Annotated in this window: 16 protein-coding genes; 6 read left to right on the forward strand and 10 right to left on the reverse strand. The window is 74.9% G+C overall.

Annotated elements, in window-relative coordinates:
* The first annotated feature begins 51 nt into the window (after nucleotides 1–51).
* The 5 genes from FH969_RS01085 to FH969_RS01105 all read left to right on the forward strand — a co-directional run bounded on the left by FH969_RS01085 (nucleotide 52) and on the right by FH969_RS01105 (nucleotide 4,720).
* Nucleotides 52–1,497 carry a dihydrolipoyl dehydrogenase family protein gene (locus FH969_RS01085; protein ID WP_246071631.1) on the forward strand — a complete coding sequence of 482 codons (1,446 nt, stop codon included), beginning with the start codon at nucleotides 52–54 and terminating at the stop codon, nucleotides 1,495–1,497.
* Complete coding sequence (locus FH969_RS01090; RefSeq protein ID WP_139985541.1) at nucleotides 1,494–2,318, forward strand: ABC transporter ATP-binding protein; 825 nt, start codon at nucleotides 1,494–1,496, stop codon at nucleotides 2,316–2,318. Before FH969_RS01085 ends, FH969_RS01090 begins: the two co-directional genes overlap by 4 nt.
* Nucleotides 2,315–2,968: an ABC transporter permease gene (locus FH969_RS01095; protein ID WP_108717341.1), complete on the forward strand. Its 654-nt coding sequence runs from the start codon at nucleotides 2,315–2,317 to the stop codon at nucleotides 2,966–2,968. Before FH969_RS01090 ends, FH969_RS01095 begins: the two co-directional genes overlap by 4 nt.
* A complete protein-coding gene (locus tag FH969_RS01100; RefSeq protein ID WP_108719851.1) occupies nucleotides 2,965–3,654 on the forward strand; it encodes an ABC transporter permease in 690 nt (229 codons plus the stop codon). Before FH969_RS01095 ends, FH969_RS01100 begins: the two co-directional genes overlap by 4 nt.
* A 103-nt stretch (nucleotides 3,655–3,757) precedes the next feature.
* Nucleotides 3,758–4,720: an ABC transporter substrate-binding protein gene (locus tag FH969_RS01105; protein WP_139985543.1), complete on the forward strand. Its 963-nt coding sequence runs from the start codon at nucleotides 3,758–3,760 to the stop codon at nucleotides 4,718–4,720.
* Nucleotides 4,721–4,938: 218 nt separating this feature from the next.
* On the opposite strand, the gene der is transcribed toward FH969_RS01105, so the two are convergent.
* The 10 genes from der to FH969_RS01155 all read right to left on the reverse strand — a co-directional run bounded on the left by der (nucleotide 4,939) and on the right by FH969_RS01155 (nucleotide 14,400).
* The gene (gene der / locus FH969_RS01110) at nucleotides 4,939–6,354 is read right to left on the reverse strand and encodes a ribosome biogenesis GTPase Der (RefSeq protein ID WP_246071638.1); all 1,416 of its coding nucleotides are present in this window, start codon (nucleotides 6,352–6,354) and stop codon (nucleotides 4,939–4,941) included.
* Between the two features lie 237 nt (nucleotides 6,355–6,591).
* A complete protein-coding gene (locus tag FH969_RS01115; RefSeq protein WP_139985547.1) occupies nucleotides 6,592–7,275 on the reverse strand; it encodes a lysophospholipid acyltransferase family protein in 684 nt (227 codons plus the stop codon).
* Nucleotides 7,272–7,973, reverse strand: a complete 702-nt coding sequence (cmk, locus tag FH969_RS01120; RefSeq protein WP_139985549.1) for a (d)CMP kinase — start codon at nucleotides 7,971–7,973, stop codon at nucleotides 7,272–7,274. Before cmk ends, FH969_RS01115 begins: the two co-directional genes overlap by 4 nt.
* On the reverse strand, nucleotides 7,970–9,109 hold the full coding sequence (locus tag FH969_RS01125) for a prephenate dehydrogenase (RefSeq protein WP_139985551.1): 1,140 nt from the start codon (nucleotides 9,107–9,109) through the stop codon (nucleotides 7,970–7,972). Before FH969_RS01125 ends, cmk begins: the two co-directional genes overlap by 4 nt.
* Before the next feature lie 17 nt (nucleotides 9,110–9,126).
* A complete protein-coding gene (locus FH969_RS01130) occupies nucleotides 9,127–9,855 on the reverse strand; it encodes a pseudouridine synthase (RefSeq protein WP_139985553.1) in 729 nt (242 codons plus the stop codon).
* Nucleotides 9,852–10,457 carry an SMC-Scp complex subunit ScpB gene (gene scpB, locus FH969_RS01135; protein WP_108719849.1) on the reverse strand — a complete coding sequence of 202 codons (606 nt, stop codon included), beginning with the start codon at nucleotides 10,455–10,457 and terminating at the stop codon, nucleotides 9,852–9,854. The genes FH969_RS01130 and scpB overlap by 4 nt, the downstream gene beginning before the upstream one ends.
* 42 nt (nucleotides 10,458–10,499) lie before the next feature.
* Nucleotides 10,500–11,534 (reverse strand): segregation and condensation protein A, encoded by a 1,035-nt coding sequence (locus tag FH969_RS01140; RefSeq protein WP_139985555.1) that lies wholly within the window; start codon nucleotides 11,532–11,534, stop codon nucleotides 10,500–10,502.
* A complete protein-coding gene (locus FH969_RS01145) occupies nucleotides 11,503–12,372 on the reverse strand; it encodes a ParA family protein (RefSeq protein WP_108719848.1) in 870 nt (289 codons plus the stop codon). Before FH969_RS01145 ends, FH969_RS01140 begins: the two co-directional genes overlap by 32 nt.
* Nucleotides 12,373–12,425: 53 nt before the next feature.
* Nucleotides 12,426–13,433, reverse strand: a complete 1,008-nt coding sequence (xerD, locus tag FH969_RS01150) for a site-specific tyrosine recombinase XerD (RefSeq protein WP_370445302.1) — start codon at nucleotides 13,431–13,433, stop codon at nucleotides 12,426–12,428.
* A 1-nt stretch (nucleotide 13,434) separates the two neighbouring features.
* A complete protein-coding gene (locus FH969_RS01155; RefSeq protein ID WP_246071632.1) occupies nucleotides 13,435–14,400 on the reverse strand; it encodes a heme o synthase in 966 nt (321 codons plus the stop codon).
* 216 nt (nucleotides 14,401–14,616) lie between these two features.
* Between FH969_RS01155 and tkt the strand changes: the two genes are divergently transcribed.
* Complete coding sequence (gene tkt, locus FH969_RS01160; RefSeq protein WP_139985559.1) at nucleotides 14,617–16,776, forward strand: transketolase; 2,160 nt, start codon at nucleotides 14,617–14,619, stop codon at nucleotides 16,774–16,776.
* The last annotated feature ends 17 nt before the right edge of the window (nucleotides 16,777–16,793 follow it).

Consider the following 16,793-nt stretch of genomic DNA (forward strand, 5'->3'; position numbering starts at 1 on the left):
GCACCCCCTCAGGTGTTCCCGTTGTCGGCGGCGGGCCGTACAGTGTCGACGGTGATCGTACGGACGTTCGACGTGGTGGTGATCGGCGCCGGCCCGGTGGGCGAGAACGTGGCCGATCGTGCGGTGCAGGGCGGGTTGACCTGCGCGATCGTGGAGGCCGAGCTCGTTGGCGGCGAGTGCTCCTACTGGGCGTGCATGCCCACCAAGGCGCTCCTGCGACCCGGCAACGCGCTCGCGGCCGCGCGGCGCGTGCCGGGCGCCCGCGAGGCGGTGGGCTCGATCGACGTCCCCGCCGCCCTCGCGTTCCGCGAGGCCGCGGCGGCGCACGGCGACGACTCCGGCCAGGTCGAGTGGCTCGAGGGCGCGGGCATCACGCTGGTCCGGGGGCACGGGTCGCTCGACGGCGAGCGGCGCGTCCGCGTGACCCGGGCCGACGGCGAGGTCGAGACGCTCGAGGCGCGGCACGCCGTCGCCCTGACCACCGGCTCCGAGCCGGTCGTGCCGCCCGTGCTGCGTGGCGTGGAGGTCTGGGGCTCGCGCGAGGCGGTGCGCGCCACCGCGATCCCGCCGCGCCTCGCCGTCGTGGGTGGCGGCGTGGTGGGCTGCGAGCTCGCGACGGCGTACGCGGCCCTCGGCTCCCAGGTCACCCTGCTCGTCCGCGGGGACCGCCTGCTCCCCTCCCACGAGCCCGTCGCCGGTGAGCTCGTCGCCGACGCCCTGCGTGCCGCTGGCGTCGACGTGCGCCTGAGCACGGCCGTCACCGACGCGACGGCGGGCGACGACGGCGCCGCGCACCTCACGCTGGACGGCGCAGGGAGCGCTGGCGCAGTCCTCGCCGTCGACCGCGTGGTCGCCGCGACCGGCCGCCGCCCCCGCACGCGGGACCTCGGCCTCGCGAGCGTCGACCTCGCGCAGGACGAGGCTCCGCAGGTCGACGACACGATGCTCGTGGACGGCACCGACTGGCTCTACGCCGTCGGCGACGTCAACGGCCGTGCGCTCCTCACCCACCAGGGCAAGTACCAGGCCCGGGCCGCGGGTGACGCGATCGCCGCACGCGCCACGGGCACGCCGCTGGACGACGGACCGTGGGGGCGGCACGTCGCGACCGCCGACCACGCCGTCGTGCCCCAGGTCGTCTTCACCGACCCCGAGGTCGCCGCCGTAGGACGCACCGCCGCGCAGGCGGAGGAGGCCGGGCTGCCGGTCCGCGTGGTCGACCTCGACCTCGGCGCCATCGCCGGGGCGACCGTGCACGCCGAGGGCTACACCGGCGCGGCGCGGTTCGTGCTCGACGCCGAGCGTGACGTCGTGCTCGGCGCCACCTTCGTGGGCCAGGACGTCGCCGAGATGGTCCACGCCGCCACGGTGGCCGTGGTGGGCGAGGTCCCGCTGCACCGGCTCTGGCACGTGGTGCCCTCCTACCCCACCCTCTCGGAGGTCTGGCTGCGGATGCTCGAGCAGGTGGGTCGCGAGAGCGCGCAGGTCCGCGCGTGATCGAGTTCGAGGGAGTCACGAAGCGCTACTCGAGCGCGTCGGGCGCCGCCGTCGACGACTTCTCGCTGGTGGTGCCGCGCGGCACCACGACCGTCCTGGTCGGCTCGTCGGGCTGCGGCAAGACGACGCTGCTGCGGATGGTCAACCGGATGGTCGACCCGACCCGGGGTCGCGTGCTGCTCGACGGCGAGGACGTCGCCGGGCGCGATCCCGTCGCCCTGCGCCGCAGCGTCGGGTACGTCATGCAGAACTCCGGCCTCCTGCCGCACCGCACGGCGGCGCAGAACGTCGCCGTCGTGCCGCGGCTCGCCGGGCGCGACCGGGCCGCGGCGCGGTCCCGGTCCCTGGAGCTCCTCGAGCTCGTCGGGCTCGACCCCGAGCTCGCCGACCGTTACCCCGCGCAGCTCTCCGGCGGGCAGCAGCAGCGGGTCGGCGTGGCGCGCGGCCTCGCCGCCGAGGGCGACGTGCTGCTCATGGACGAGCCGTTCGGCGCCGTCGACCCGGTGGTCCGCGGCGAGCTGCAGCACGAGCTGTTGCGCATCCAGCGCGAGCTGTCGCGCACCATCCTGTTCATCACGCACGACGTCGAGGAGGCGTTCCTGCTCGGCGAGGAGGTCGTCATCCTCAGCCGCGGCGGCCACGTCGAGCAGCGCGGCACGCCGGCGGACGTGCTCGCGGCGCCCGCCAACGAGTTCGTGGCCGCCTTCGTGGGCGCGCACCGGCGCGACCGTCGCCTGCGCGTCGACGAGCGCGACGGCGTGCGCCTCGTCGTCGACGGACGGGACCGCCCGCTCGGGGTGCTCACCGACGAGGCACCATGAGGTGGGCCCTGGACAACCTCGGGCTGCTCGGGCAGCTCACGATCGCCCACGCCCGCCTCGCGATCGTCCCGGTCGCCGTCGCGCTCCTGCTCGCGCTCCCCCTCGGCGCCCTCGCGCACCGCGTGCCCCCGCTGCGCGGCACGCTGCTCGGGCTGGCCGGCCTGCTCTACACGATCCCGTCGCTCGCGCTCTTCGTGCTGCTGCCGCCCATGCTCGGCATCCCGTACCTGTCCGACCTCAACGTCATCATCGCCCTCACGCTCTACGCGCTCGCGCTGCTCGTGCGCACGGTCACCGAGGCGCTGGAGTCGGTGCCGCCCGACGCCGTCGCGAGTGCGCGGGCGATCGGCTACAACGGCACGAGCATCTTCCTCGCCGTCCAGCTCCCGCTCGCCGGGCCGGTGCTGCTCGCGGGCCTGCGCGTCGCGACCGTCTCGACCGTGAGCATGGTGACCGTCGGCGCGCTGATCGGGGTGAGCAGCCTCGGTTCGCTGTTCACCGACGGCCTGCAGCGCCGGATCGTCCCCGAGGTTCTCACCGGCGTGGTGCTCACCGCGCTGCTCGCGCTGCTGCTCGACGTGCTGCTGCAGCTCGCGGGCCGTGTCCTCATGCCGTGGCTGCGCGCCGAACGGGCGGTCGCCACCGCATGAACCTCTTCGCCGACGCGCTCGCCTGGCTCACCGACCCGGCGAACTGGACCGGGCCCTTCGGGATCCCCACCCTCACGCTCGCGCACCTGACCTACACGCTCCTCGCGCTCGTCCTCGCGTGCGCCGTGGCCGCCCCCGCGGGCTGGGCGATCGGGCACACGGGGCACGGCCGCTCGTTCGCCGTCGCCCTCGCCGGGGCGGCGCGGGCCCTGCCGTCGCTGGGCCTGCTGGCGTTCCTCGTGCTGGTGCTCGGCGTCGGGCTCAAGGAGGTCGCCACCGTCGTCGTGCTCGTGCTGCTCGCGATCCCGCCGATCCTCGCCGGCGCCTACGCCGGCATCGACGCGATCCCGCGCGGCACGCTCGACTCCGCCCGAGGCGTCGGCATGACCGGGTGGCAACGGCTCTGGCGCGTCGAGGTGCCCCTCGGCCTGCCCCTGCTGCTCGGCGGCGTGCGCGGCGCGAGCCTGCAGGTCGTGTCGACGGTGATGATCGCCGCGTTCATCGGGCTGCCCAACCTGGGCACCTACCTCATCGCCGGGCAGCGCCTCGGCGACTACGCCCGCATGCTCGCGGGCGCCATCCTCGTGGCGGCCCTCGCCCTCGTGCTCGACGGCGTGCTCGCCGTCGCGCAGCGCCTCGCCGTGCCACGCGGCGTGCGCATGGCCACGGCCGCGGTACCCGCATGACCCCCCGTCCGAGCCCCGTCCCCGTCCAGCCTCGTCCCCGTCCGAGCCCCGTCCCCGTCCAGCCTCGTCCGCCCATCCGTCTGACCCACCGAAAGGCGCACCCATGACCCGCACCACGCCCCGCCGACTCACGCGCGGACTCACCCTCGCCGCGTCCGGGCTCGCCGTGCTCGCGCTCGCCGCGTGCTCCTCCGGCGACCCCCTCGACGCCGGTTCCGCCGACGAGACGCCCCTGTCCCCCTCCGGCGAGACGGCCGCGACCGGAGACGCCTCGGGCCAGACCGTCGTCGTCGGCTCGCAGGACTACTACTCCAACGAGATCGTCGCCGAGATCTACGCGCAGGCGCTCGAGCAGGCCGGCTGGACGGTCGAGCGGCAGTTCCGGATCGGCCAGCGCGAGGCGTACATCCCCGCGATCGAGAACGGCGAGGTCCAGGTGTTCCCGGAGTACACCGGCAACCTGCTGCAGTACTTCGACCCGGACACCACCGCCACGAAGGCGGCCGACGTCGAGGCCGCCCTCGCCGGTGTGCTGCCGGACGGCCTCGCCGTGCTCGACCCGTCGCCCGCGACCGACCAGGACTCCTACAACGTGACCTCCGCCTTCGCGCAGGAGCACTCGCTCACGTCGATCGCCGACCTCGCCGGGGTCGACGTGCCGCTCATCCTGGGCGGCCAGCCCGAGCTCGCCGAGCGTCCCTACGGACCGACCGGGCTGGAGTCGGTGTACGGCGTCACGGTGCAGTTCTCTCCCACCGGCGACACCACGGTCGACGAGCTCGTCGCGGGATCGGTGAACATCGCCAACGTCTACAGCGCCGACCCGCGGATCGCGAGCGAGGACCTCGTCACGCTCGAGGACCCCGAGGGCCTCTTCCTCGCGTCCAACGTCGTCCCGCTCGTGCAGGCGGACCTCGCCGACGCGCTCGGTGAGGTGCTCAACCCGGTGAGCGCCGCGCTCACCCCCGAGGGCCTCGTCGCCCTCAACGTCGAGAGCGTGGACCAGCAGCGCTCGGCGGCCGACATCGCGGCCGACTGGCTCAGCGCGAACGGGTTCGCCGGCTGACGCCCGTCGCCGGGACCGGCGCCGACGAGACGACCGGGCTGACGCCCGTCGTCCCGTCCGGTGCGACGCCTGACTGACGCCTCGTGACGCCCGACGGTTCGCCGTCGGGCGTCACGTCGTCTCGGGTGCGAGTGCGACCACCGTGAGCAGTCGGCGCACCGCCCGGTGCAGCCGGGCGCGCCCTTGACGTCGAGCAGACTGCAGGCCGAGGCCCGCGCTCAGCGGTCGCGGCGGCGCTTCTCCCGCACGCGGACCGAGATCTCGATCGGCGACCCCACGAAGCCGAACTCCTCGCGCAGGCGCCGCTCGATGAACCGGCGGTATCCGGCCTCGAGGAAGCCGGTCGCGAACAGCACGAACCGCGGCGGGCGGGTGTCGGCCTGCGTGCCGAACAGGATGCGCGGCTGCTTCCCGCCGCGCACGGGGTGCGGGTGCGCCGCGGCCAGCTCGCCGAGGAACGCGTTGAGACGGCCGGTGGGCACGCGCGTCTCCCAGCCCTCGAGCGCGGTCGCGAGGTGCTTGCCGAGCCGGTCGACGTGCCAACGGGTGAGCGCGGAGAAGTTGACCCGCGGCGCCCACGTGATCTGGACGAGCTCGCGCTCGATCTCCCGCTCGAGGTAGAAGCGCCGCTCCTCCTCCACGAGGTCCCACTTGTTGTACGCGACCACGAGCGCGCGGCCGGCGTCGACGACGTTCTGCACCACGCGGATGTCCTGCTCCGCGATGGGCTGGCTCGCGTCGATCACGACGACGGCGACCTCGGCCTTCTCGATCGCGGCCTGCGTGCGGAGCGAGGCGTAGAAGTCCGCGCCCTGCGTCTGGTGCACGCGGCGGCGGATGCCGGCGGTGTCGACGAACACCCACGGCCGACCGCCGACCTCGACGAGCTCGTCCACGGGGTCGCGCGTCGTGCCGGCGACGTCGTCGACCACGACCCGGTCGGTGCCGGTCACGGCGTTGAGCAGGCTGGACTTGCCCACGTTGGGCTTGCCCACGAGGGCGACGCGCCGCGGGCCAGTGCTCGGCACGCCGCCGACGGCCGTGACCTCGGGCAGCAGCGCCAGCGCGGCGTCGAGCATGTCGCCGCTGCCGCGCCCGTGCAGCGCGGAGACGGGGTACGGCTCGCCGAGCCCGAGCGACCACAGCGTGGCCGCGTCGGCCTCGTCGCGGGGGCTGTCGACCTTGTTCGCCACGAGGAGCACGGGCTTGCCCGAGCGGCGCAGCACCTGCACCACGCGCTCGTCGGTGTCCGTCGGTCCGACGGTCGCGTCGACGACGAACACCACGGCGTCCGCGAGCTCGACGGCGATCTCCGCCTGCTCGGCCACGCGCGCGCCGATGCCGCGCGCGTCGTGCTCCCAGCCGCCGGTGTCCACGAGGATGAACGGCCGCCCCGCCCACTCGGCGCGGTACCGCACGCGGTCACGCGTCACGCCGGGGGTGTCCTGCACGACGGCCTCGCGCCGCCCGAGCACGCGGTTCACGAGCGTCGACTTGCCGACGTTCGGCCGGCCCACGACGGCGAGCACCGGCAGCACGGAGTCCGGCAGCTCGTCGGGGGTCAGCTCGCGCACGCCCGACAGGAGCGCGGCGTCCTCGTCGTCGAGGTCGTAGCCCTCGAGGCCCGCGCGCATGACCTCGGCGGCCCGGCGGTCCTCCTCGGTCTCGGTGAGGTCGACGACGTGCTGGCCCTCGCCGTCGAGCGCGGCGTCGGGGTCGAGCTCGGGGTCGACGCCTGCGTCGGGTGCCGAGCCGGGTCCGGCGTCGGGGTCGGTCTCGAGGCCCGTCTCGAGGTCGGTCGCGTCGCTCGTCTCGTCAGTCACCGTGCCATTGTCCCAGGCTCGAGCGCGCCTGCGGGACGCCCCGGCGCCTCAGACCTCCGGCAGGCGCAGCCCCGTGCGCTCCTGCGCGGCGTCGAGCAGCGCCACCATCGCCGCGGTCACGGCCTTCATCGCGGCCGCGACCTCGCGCCGGCCGCCGCCCGCGGGCACCTCGACGGGAGCACCGAACTCGACCACGAGGCGGGCCCGCGGGTGCGGGACGTGTCCGCGGGCGGTGCCCGGCGGCCGCGTGCCGAGCACCGCGCACGGCACCACAGGTGCTCCCGTGTGCACGGCGAGCCAGGCGATGCCGGCCCGGGCCGCGGCCACGTCGCCCCGCCCGCGGGTGCCCTCGGGGAAGACGCCGACGCAGCGATCCTCCTCCAGCAGCGTCCGCGCGACCTCGAGGGCGGGCCGGCCGTTGGACCGGTCCACGGGGATCTGGCCCGCCCAGCGCATGAGGAACCCCAGCCGGGAGGTGAAGAACTCCTCCTTGACGAGGAAGTGCGAGCCGCGCGGGATGGCGCCGTGCACCACGGGGCCGTCCACGATGCCGGTGTGGTTGGGCGCGACGAGCACGCGACCGGTGGCCGGGACGTACTCGGCGCCCACGACGTCGGTGTGCCACCACACGTGGTCAAGGGCCCAGCCGACCCGCCGCGACCACGTGGGACCCCAGCGCCTGATCTGCTGCGCGGTCACGGTGCTCCCGGGGCCGACGTGCGCCTGGCTCACGACCGGCTCAGCACGTCCGTCACGATGCGCTCGGCCGCCGCGAGGGTCTCCTCGAGCGTGAGCGTGGAGGAGTCGAGGGTGACGACGCCGTCGGCCGCCTCGTGGAAGGTGCTCACCGTGGCGTCGTCCGCGTCCCGGCGCAGGATCTGGTCACGGGTCGCCTCGATCGCGTCGGCGTCCACGGAGCCGTGCACCTCCAGGGCCCGGCGCGCGAGCCGCTCCTCCGCGCGCGCGACGAGCAGCATGCGCACGTCCGCGTCGGGCGCGATGACGGTGGTGATGTCCCGGCCCTCGACGAGGATCCCCCGCCCGTCCGACCACCCGCCGGCGACCTCGGCCGCGATCGTCGAGCGCTGGCGCCGGCGGAGCTCGGCCCGGACCTCGAGGTTGGTCGCGACCTGGCTCACCACGGTCGAGATCCGCGGCTCGCGGATCGCGTCGGTGACGTCCACCCCGCCCACCACGACGCGCTGGTCGTCGGGGTCGAGCGACTGCTCGAGGGGGAGGTCGCGCGCGGCGACCGCCACGCCGTCGCCGTCAGCCAGGTCGATGCCGTGGGCGTCGCAGTACCAGGCGACGGCACGGAACTGTGCTCCGGTGTCGAGACAGCCGAGCCGGTGCACGCGGGCCAGGTGCCGTCCGACGGTGGACTTGCCGGAGCCCGAGGGTCCGTCGAGCGCGATGACGACGCCGGTCACGACCGCACCACCCGCCAGCCGCGGGCGTCCAGGCCCGCCTCGAGCTCCTCGGCGACCTCCGGGAGGACCGAGACGGTGGCGAGCCCGACCTTCTGCTGCGGCGCGTGCTCCATGGCGAAGTCCTCGATGTTCACGCCCAGCTCGCCCACCTGCGCGAACAGGCGGCCGAGCGACCCGGGCGTGTCCGGCACGAGCACCGTGACCTCGGCGTAGGAGCGCCGCACGCCGCCGTGCTTGCCGGGGATGCGGGCGACGCCCTGGTTGCCGCGGCTGACCGCCGCGCTCGCCGCGGCCATCGCGCCGGGCGTGAGCGGTCCGTGCTCCGCGGCCGCCTCGAGGGCGGTCACCAGCTCGGCGAGCTCGTCGCGCACCTGGCCGAGCAGGTGGGCCACCGGACCCGCGTTGCCGACGAGGATCGCGGCCCACAGCCGCGGGTCGCTCGCGGCGATCCGCGTGACGTCGCGCAGTCCCTGGCCGGCCAGCGCGAGGGCCTGCTCGGGCGCGTCCAGCAGTCGTGCCGCGAGCAGGGAGGACAGCACCTGCGGGGCGTGCGAGACGGCCGCGACGGCGTCGTCGTGCTCCTGGGCGGCGAGCGTCACGAGGGCGCCGCCGAGGTCGACGGCGAGCGTGCGCACCGCGAGCACGCCGCCGGGGTCGCTCGTCGGGTGCGGGACGAGCACCCACGGGCGACCCGAGAACAGGTCCGGGTCGGCCGCGGCGGCACCCGAGCGCTCCCGGCCGGCCATCGGGTGGCTGCCGACGTAGCGCGTGAGGTCGTCCGGCGTGAGCCGGCCGTCCGCGACGGCGGCGTGCAGCTCGGCGAGCACCACGGACTTGACGCTCGCGACGTCGGTGACGATCGCCGTCGGGTGCGCGCGCAGCGCGTCGACCACGACGTCGGCGGTGACGTCCGGCGGGACGGCCACGACGACGATCCGCGCGTCCTCCCCCGCGCCCAGCTCCCCGGCGCCGAGGTCGCGGGCGAGCGCGACCTGCGACGGCGAGGCGTCCGCGAGCGAGACGGCGACCCCCGCGCGGGTGAGCGCGAGCCCGACGCTCGCCCCCAGCAGGCCCGTGCCGATCACGTGGACGGGACCGGTGGTGGCCGTCGGGGAGCTGGGGTGTGCGCTGGACATCCCGACCACCCTAGGGCTCACAGCCCGACCTCCCGCTGCAGGCGCGCGAGCTCGGTGCCGGCCACGGCGCGGGTGGCACCGGAGCGCAGCTGCCCGAGGCGGACCGGACCGAACGACGTGCGGGTGAGCGCGATCACCGGGTGTCCGACGGCCTCGAGCATGCGCCGCACGATCCGGTTGCGGCCGGAGTGCAGCACGATCTCCACGATGCTCTCCTCCGGGCGCGCCTCGAGCACCGTGAAGGAGTCGGCGTGCGCCGGCCCGTCGTCGAGGGTGATCCCCCCGCGCAGCCGCTTGCCCACGCCGCGGGCGACGTGCCCGCGCACCCGCGCGACGTACGTCTTGGGCACCTCGTAGGAGGGGTGCGCGAGGCGGTGGGCGAGCTCGCCGTCGTTCGTGAGGAGCAGGAGGCCCTCGGTGTCGGCGTCGAGGCGGCCGACGTGGAAGAGTCGGGTCTCACCGTCGAGGTAGTCGGCCACGGTGGGCCGGCCGCGGTCGTCCGACATCGCCGAGAGCACGCCGAACGGCTTGTTGAGCGCGAGCGTCGTGTGGGTGTCGTCGAGCTGGACGCGCAGCCCGTCGACGTGCAGCACGTCCGTGGGCTCCACACGCGTGCCGAGCTCCCGCACGATCGTGCCGTTGACCGCGACCCGGCCGGCCACGATGAGGTCCTCGCAGACCCGCCGCGAGCCGACGCCCGCACCGGCGAGCACCTTCTGCAGGCGGATCCCCTCGCCGTCGGTCATCGGACCTCCTCCTCGAGCTCGGCGAGGTCGGCGTCGCCGGGCAGGTAGGGCGCCAGCGGCGGCAGGTCGGCGAGGCTGCTCAGCCCCATCCGCTCGAGGAAGTGCGTCGTGGTGCGGTACAGGATCGCGCCGCCCTCGCCGTCGCGCCCGGCCTCCTCGATGAGGCCGCGCGTGGTGAGCGTGCGGACCACGCCGTCCACGTTGACGCCGCGGATGGCGGCGATCCGCCCGCGCGTGACGGGCTGGCGGTAGGCGACCACGGCGAGCGTCTCGAGCGAGGCCTGGGTGAGGCGGGCCGTCTGGCCGTCGATCACGAAGGCCTGGACGTACGGTGCGAACGCTGGCGCGGAGTACAGCCGCCACGCACCCCCCGTCTCGCGCAGCACGTACCCGCGGGGCCGCTCGGCCTCCGCGCCGTCGGCCGTCTCGCCGCGGTAGCGCGCGGCGAGCTCGTGCAGGAGGGCCTCGGTGCGCTCGACCGTGAGCCCGAGCGCACCCGCGACGCGGGCCGCCGGCACCGGCTCGTCCACGACGGCGAGGATCGCCTCCACCGCGGCCAGCTCACCACCCGGGAGGTCGGCGAGGGCGGGGTGGTCGTCCATGACGGGCTCGGCGAGCGGTTCGACGTCGGTCACCGCCCGAGGTTACCGACTGGGGCGCTGCTGATCCGCGCCGCGCTCGGCCGCCGGCTCCTCCGGTGGCGGCACCGGCTGCCGGTCCGACGCCGGCACCTCCTCCTCCGACGGCGGCACCGCGCCCTCGTCCGACGCCGGCACGTCCTCGTCCGCCACGCCCGCCTGAGGCTCGTCGAACGAGGACTCCACGCTCGGCGCGGCGTCCCACGGCCCCACCCAGCGGATGGTGAGCTCGCCCAGGCTGTCCGCCTGCTCGAACGCGACGACACCCTGACGGTAGAGCTCGAGCAGCGCGAGGAACCGCCCGATCACCACCGGCCGGGACCCGGCGTCGTCGGTGAGCGTGCGGAACGTCGCCACCTTCGCGCGTCGCAGCCGCGCGGCGACCAGCGCCGCCTGCTCGCGCACGCTCACCACCGGGGCGTGCAGGTGCGCGAGGCCCACCTGCGGGACGACCTTCGGGGCGAGCGCGGCCGCGGCGATCCGGGCCAGGTCCGCAGGCCCGACGGCGAGCACGAGCTCCGGCAGCAGCGCCGCCAGCGCGGGCTCGAGCGGGGCGGTGCGCGGGTAGGCCCCGGCGGCCGCCTCCCAGCGCGCGGCGAACGCGCCGGCGACCTCCTTGAACGCGCGGTAGGCCAGCAGCCGGGCGAAGAGCAGGTCGCGCGCCTCGAGCAGCTCGAGGTCCTCGGGGTCCTCGGCGGACACCCCGGGCAGCAGGCGAGCCGCCTTGAGGTCGAGCAGCGTCGCGCCGATCACGAGGAACTCGCTCGCCTGCTCCAGCTCCCACACGTCCTGGGCGCGCAGGTAGGCGATGAAGTCGTCGGTCACGACACCGAGCGCCACCTCGGTCACGTCCAGGCGGTGCTTGGCGATGAGCGAGAGCAGCAGGTCGAACGGCCCGGAGAAGTTGTCGAGGTTGACCTCGAACACCGCGGCGCGTGCGTGCTGGTCCGTCGGATCGGCCGCGCCGTCCGCCCCGACGCGCCCCACCGCCGACGCAGCAGCGGAGGCGTCAGGCGACGTCGCCGCGCGCGACGAGCTCACGGGCCAGCTGCCGGTAGGCCTCGGCGCCCGGGTGGGTCGGCGCGTACGTGGTGATCGGCTCGGTCGCCACCGAGGCGTCGGGGAACTTCACCGTGCGGCCGATGACGGTGGTGAACACGTCCTCGCCGAAGGCCTCCCGCACGCGCGCGAGCACCTCGCGCGAGTGCAGCGTGCGACCGTCGTACATGGTCGCGAGGATGCCGTCGGTGCGCAGCCGCGGGTTCAGCCGGTCGCGGACCTTCTCGATCGTCTCGAGCAGCAGCGCGACGCCGCGCAGCGCGAAGAACTCCGTCTCCAGCGGGACGATCACGCCGTGCGCCGCCGTGAGCGCGTTGACGGTCAGGAGCCCGAGCGAGGGCTGGCAGTCCACGAGCACCACGTCGTAGTCGTCGAGCACCGGCCGCAGCACGCGCGCCAGCGCCTGCTCGCGGGCCACCTCGTTGACGAGCTGGACCTCGGCCGCAGACAGGTCGATGTTCGCGGGGACGAGGTCAAGGCCCTCGAGAGCCGTGCGGTGCACGATCGTGCGGATGTCGAACCGCGGGGTCATCAGCGCGGTGTAGATCGTGGACTCGAGCTCGTTCGCCGACACCCCGAGCCCGGCCGAGGCCGCACCCTGCGGGTCGAAGTCGACGAGCAGGACCCGTCGGCCGTACTCGGCGAGCGCCGCACCCAGGTTGATGGTGGTCGTCGTCTTGCCGACCCCGCCCTTCTGGTTGCACATCGCCACGATGCGGGCGGGGCCGTGCGAGGCGAGCGGCGCGGGGACGGGGAACTCGACGGCCGCGACGGCGGAGTCCTCCCGCGCTGCGGCGCCCTCGACCGGGTCTGCCCCCAGGTCCAGGGTCGGCTGCACGTCGGTCACCCTCCCACCGTAGCGCGCGCGACGCGCTACCCGAGCGCTCGCGGGTGCGCCGACGCGTACACCTCGCGCAGGGTCTGGACCGTGACGTGCGTGTAGAGCTGGGTCGTGGTGACCGAGGCGTGCCCGAGCAGCTCCTGCACCACGCGCACGTCCGCTCCCCCGGCCAGGAGGTGGGTCGCGAAGGAGTGCCGCAGGGTGTGCGGGGAGACGTGCGCCGCGAGGCCGGCCCGCTCGGCGGCGTCCTGCAGCACCGCCCACGCGCTCTGCCGCGACAGCGGGGCGCCGCGCACTCCGAGGAACACCGCGCCCTGGGACCGCCCGCGCGCGGCGAGGGTGGGCCGGGCGCGCACGAGGTAGGCGTCGAGGGCGCGCACGGCGTGCGTGCCGAGCGGCACCACGCGGGTGCGCCGGCCCTTGCCGGTGACGCGGACCAGCGGGGTGTCGGCATCGAGGTCGAGGTCGTCGACGGCCAGCGAGACGGCCTCGGAGATCCGCGCGCCCGTGGAGTACAGCAGCTCGAGCAGCGCGCGGTCGCGCAGGCCCACGACGCCCTCGGTGGCCGACGCGGCCTCGAGCAGCGCCTCGACCTCGCCCACGCTGACCGCCTTGGGCAGGCGCTTGCCCGTCGCGGGCGGGCGGACCTGGGCGGCGGGGTCGTCCGAGGTCGTGCCCTCCACGTGCGCGAACCGGTGCAGCCCGCGCACGGCGACCACGGCGCGACCGGCGGACGACGCCGCGAGGGGGGCTGCGCCGTCGGACCCCGTGCGCAGCACCTCGAGGTAGCGCTCGACGTCGAGCGCGGTGACGTCCTCGAGGTCGGCGCGGCCGAGCGTCGCGAGGTAGCCGGTGTACCGGGTGAGGTCCCGGTGGTAGGCCGCGATCGTGTGGGCGCTCGCCCCGCGCTCCACCGCGAGGTGGGCGAGGAAGGCCTCGAGCACGTCGGAGGGTCGCGAGGCGCTCACGCGTTCCCCGAGCGGGAGCGGTGCCGAGGCGTCGGCGCCCCGAGCGACGCCGAAGGTCGTCCCGGCGGACACGTCACCAGGGCAGGAACGGGTCGACCGCGACGGCCGCGAACAGCAGGGTGAGGTAGGTGATCGAGGCGTGGAAGACCTTCATCGCCGGGCCGCGCGAGACGAGCCCGCGACGCTCGGGGTCCACGGCCATCCGGTACAGCCGCACGCACAGCGCCACGAACCAGGCGCCCGCGACCACCGCGACGCCCAGGTACACCCAGCCCATGCCGGCCACCGGCACGAGGACGAGCGAGCAGACCACCATCGCGACGGCGTAGGCGAGCATCTCGGCGGCCACGCGGCGTTCGCCGGCCACCACCGGGAGCATCGGGACCCCGGCGGTGGCGTAGTCCTCGCGGAACCGCATCGACAGCGGCCAGTAGTGCGGCGGCGTCCACAGGAAGATGACGCCGAACAGGACGAGCGCGGCCCAGTCCAGGCCGCCGGTCACGGCCGACCAGCCGATGAGCACCGGCATGCAGCCCGCGGCGCCGCCCCACACGATGTTCTGCGAGGTGCGCCGCTTGAGGATCATGGTGTAGCCGACGACGTAGATCGCGATCGCGCCGAGCGTGAGCAGTGCGGCCACGGGGTTCACCACGAGCGCGAACCAGGCGATCGAGCCGATCCCGAGCGCGGAGCCGAACACGAGCGCCTGGCGCGGCGTGATCTCGCCGGTCACGAGCGGGCGGCGGCGGGTGCGACCCATCACCGAGTCGATGTCCCGGTCGAGGTAGCAGTTCAGGACGTTCGCCGAGCCGGCCGCTGCGGCGCCGCCGATCAGCGTGGCCACCATGAGCCAGATCGAGGGCAGGCCGCCCTCGGCGAGGATCATGGGCGGCAGGGTGGTGACCAGCAGCAGCTCGATGACGCGAGGCTTCGTGAGGGCGACGTACGCACCGAGCGTCCGACGCCACGTCCGTGTGGCGACCCGACGAGGTGGCGAGGGGGGCGCGTCGGCGGCCGGACGAGCATCGGTCGAGGCCACGCCGTGGTCCTTCCGTCGGTGGTGCACCACTCGGGTGAGGGTAGGTCCTCCCATGGTAGGGCAGCAGGGTCGTCTGCTGGTCGCGGCCCCCCGAGCGCGCCCTTGCGGCAGTAGGGTCGAGCCGTACCGAATCGGCAACGGACTGCCCGGGCGACGCGCGTCGCGCGTGTGCGGGACCCGCCCTGCGCCGCACGTGGATCGTCCGAAGGAGCATCCGTGAACGTCCCCGCCCCCCTCGCGAGCACCGTCGGCTGGACGGAGCTCGACGAGCGCGCCGTCGCCGTCGCCAAGGCCCTCGCCGCCGACGCCGTGGAGAAGGTCGGCAACGGCCACCCGGGCACGCCGATCAGCCTCGCCCCGGCCGCGTACCTGCTGTACCAGAACGTCATGCGGCACGACCCGGCCGACCCGCACTGGCTGGGCCGCGACCGGTTCGTGCTCTCGGCCGGGCACGCGAGCCTCACGCAGTACGTGCAGCTCTTCCTCGGCGGGTGGGGCCTCGAGGTCGAGGACCTCGAGGCGCTGCGGACGTGGGGCTCGAAGACCCCCGGCCACCCCGAGTACAAGCACACCGACGGCGTGGAGATCACCACCGGGCCGCTCGGCACCGGCCTGGCCTCGGCGGTCGGCATGGCGATGGCGGCCCGCCGCGAGCGCGGCCTGCTCGACCCCGACGCAGCCCCCGGCCAGAGCCCGTTCGACCACTTCGTCTACGTCATCGCCGGCGACGGCTGCCTCCAGGAGGGCATCTCGAGCGAGGCCTCCTCGCTGGCCGGGACGCAGGAGCTGGGCAACCTCATCCTCCTGTGGGACGACAACCACATCACGATCGAGGGCCACACCTCCATCGCGTTCGGCGAGGACGTCCTGGGCCGGTACGCGGCCTACGGCTGGGACGTCCACTCGGTCGACTGGACCCACGGCGGCACCGAGTACCGCGAGGACGTGGACGCGCTCGCCGCAGCGATCGAGGCCGCCAAGGCCGAGACCGGCAAGCCTTCGATCATCCGCCTGCGCACCGTGATGGCGTGGCCGAGCCCCACCAAGCAGGACACCCACGAGGCGCACGGCTCGAAGCTGGGGGCCACGGAGGTCGCCGGGCTCAAGGAGGCCCTCGGCCTCGACCCCGAGCAGTCCTTCCAGGTCCCGGCCGAGGTGCTCGCGCACACGCGCGCCCTCGGTGAGCGCGCCGCCGCTGCCCGTGCGGCGTGGGACGAGAGCTACCAGGCGTGGCGCGCCGCCAACCCCGAGCGCGCGCAGCTCCTGGACCGGCTGACCGAGCGGCGCCTGCCCGACGGCCTCGCCGACGTCCTGCCGACCTTCGAGGCCGGGACCTCGCTCGCCACCCGGGCCGCGTCCGGCAAGGTGCTCGCCGCGCTCGCCGCCCCGCTGCCGGAGCTCTGGGGCGGGTCTGCCGACCTCGCCGGCTCGAACAACACGTCGATGGCGGGCGAGCCGTCGTTCTTCCCCGCGCACCGCTCCAGCAAGGAGTTCACGGGTGACGAGTACGGCCGCACGCTGCACTTCGGCATCCGCGAGCACGGCATGGGCGCCATCCTCAACGGCATCGCGCTGCACGGCCTCACCCGGCCCTACGGCGGCACGTTCTTCACGTTCTCGGACTTCATGCGCGGCGCCGTGCGGCTCACCGCGATCATGGGCGCGCCGGTGACCTTCGTGTGGACGCACGACTCGGTCGGCGTCGGCGAGGACGGCCCGACGCACCAGCCCGTCGAGCACCTCGCGGCCATGCGCGCCATGCCCGGGATCGCGATCGTGCGTCCCGGTGACGCCACCGAGGCGGCCGCCGCCTGGCTGGCGATCCTCGAGCGGGACGCACCCGCCGGCCTCATCCTGTCGCGGCAGAACATGCCGGTCTTCCCCCGCGGCGACGAGGGCTTCGCGGCGCCCGACGTGGCGCGCGGTGCGTACACCCTGCTCGAGGCCTCGACCGGGTCCCCCGAGGTGATCCTCATCGGCACGGGGTCGGAGCTGCAGCTCGCGGTCGCGGCCCGGGAGACGCTCGAGGCCGACGGCGTGCCCACGCGGGTCGTGTCCGCGCCGTGCCTGGAGTGGTTCAGCGACCAGGACGCCGCCTACCGCGAGTCCGTGCTCCCGCGCGGCGTGCGTGCCCGCGTGAGCGTCGAGGCCGGCGTCGCGATGCCGTGGCACGGGATCGTCGGCGACGCCGGTCGGACCGTGTCGCTCGAGCACTTCGGCGCCTCCGCGGACGCGGCGACGCTGTTCCGCGAGTTCGGGTTCACCCCGGAGGCGGTCGTCGCCGCCGCGCGCGAGTCGATCGCCGCGGCGCGTGGGGACGCGGCGCCCGAGGGCACCATCGAGGCCGGGCCCTCGGGCACCGGCGACCAGAGCTGAACCGGGCGAACACCCTC

The organism is Miniimonas arenae, from assembly GCF_006351005.1.
GTDB lineage: Bacteria > Actinomycetota > Actinomycetes > Actinomycetales > Beutenbergiaceae > Miniimonas > Miniimonas arenae.

Coding starts and splice junctions, on each gene's coding strand:
- FH969_RS01105 (WP_139985543.1), top strand. CDS start 3,758: ATGACCCGCACCACGCCCCGCCGACTCACGCGCGGACTCACCCTCGCC.
- FH969_RS01125 (WP_139985551.1), bottom strand. CDS start 9,109: ATGTCCAGCGCACACCCCAGCTCCCCGACGGCCACCACCGGTCCCGTC.
- FH969_RS01130 (WP_139985553.1), bottom strand. CDS start 9,855: ATGACCGACGGCGAGGGGATCCGCCTGCAGAAGGTGCTCGCCGGTGCG.
- FH969_RS01095 (WP_108717341.1), top strand. CDS start 2,315: ATGAGGTGGGCCCTGGACAACCTCGGGCTGCTCGGGCAGCTCACGATC.
- scpB (WP_108719849.1), bottom strand. CDS start 10,457: ATGGACGACCACCCCGCCCTCGCCGACCTCCCGGGTGGTGAGCTGGCC.
- der (WP_246071638.1), bottom strand. CDS start 6,354: ATGCGCGCGGGCCTCGAGGGCTACGACCTCGACGACGAGGACGCCGCG.
- FH969_RS01100 (WP_108719851.1), top strand. CDS start 2,965: ATGAACCTCTTCGCCGACGCGCTCGCCTGGCTCACCGACCCGGCGAAC.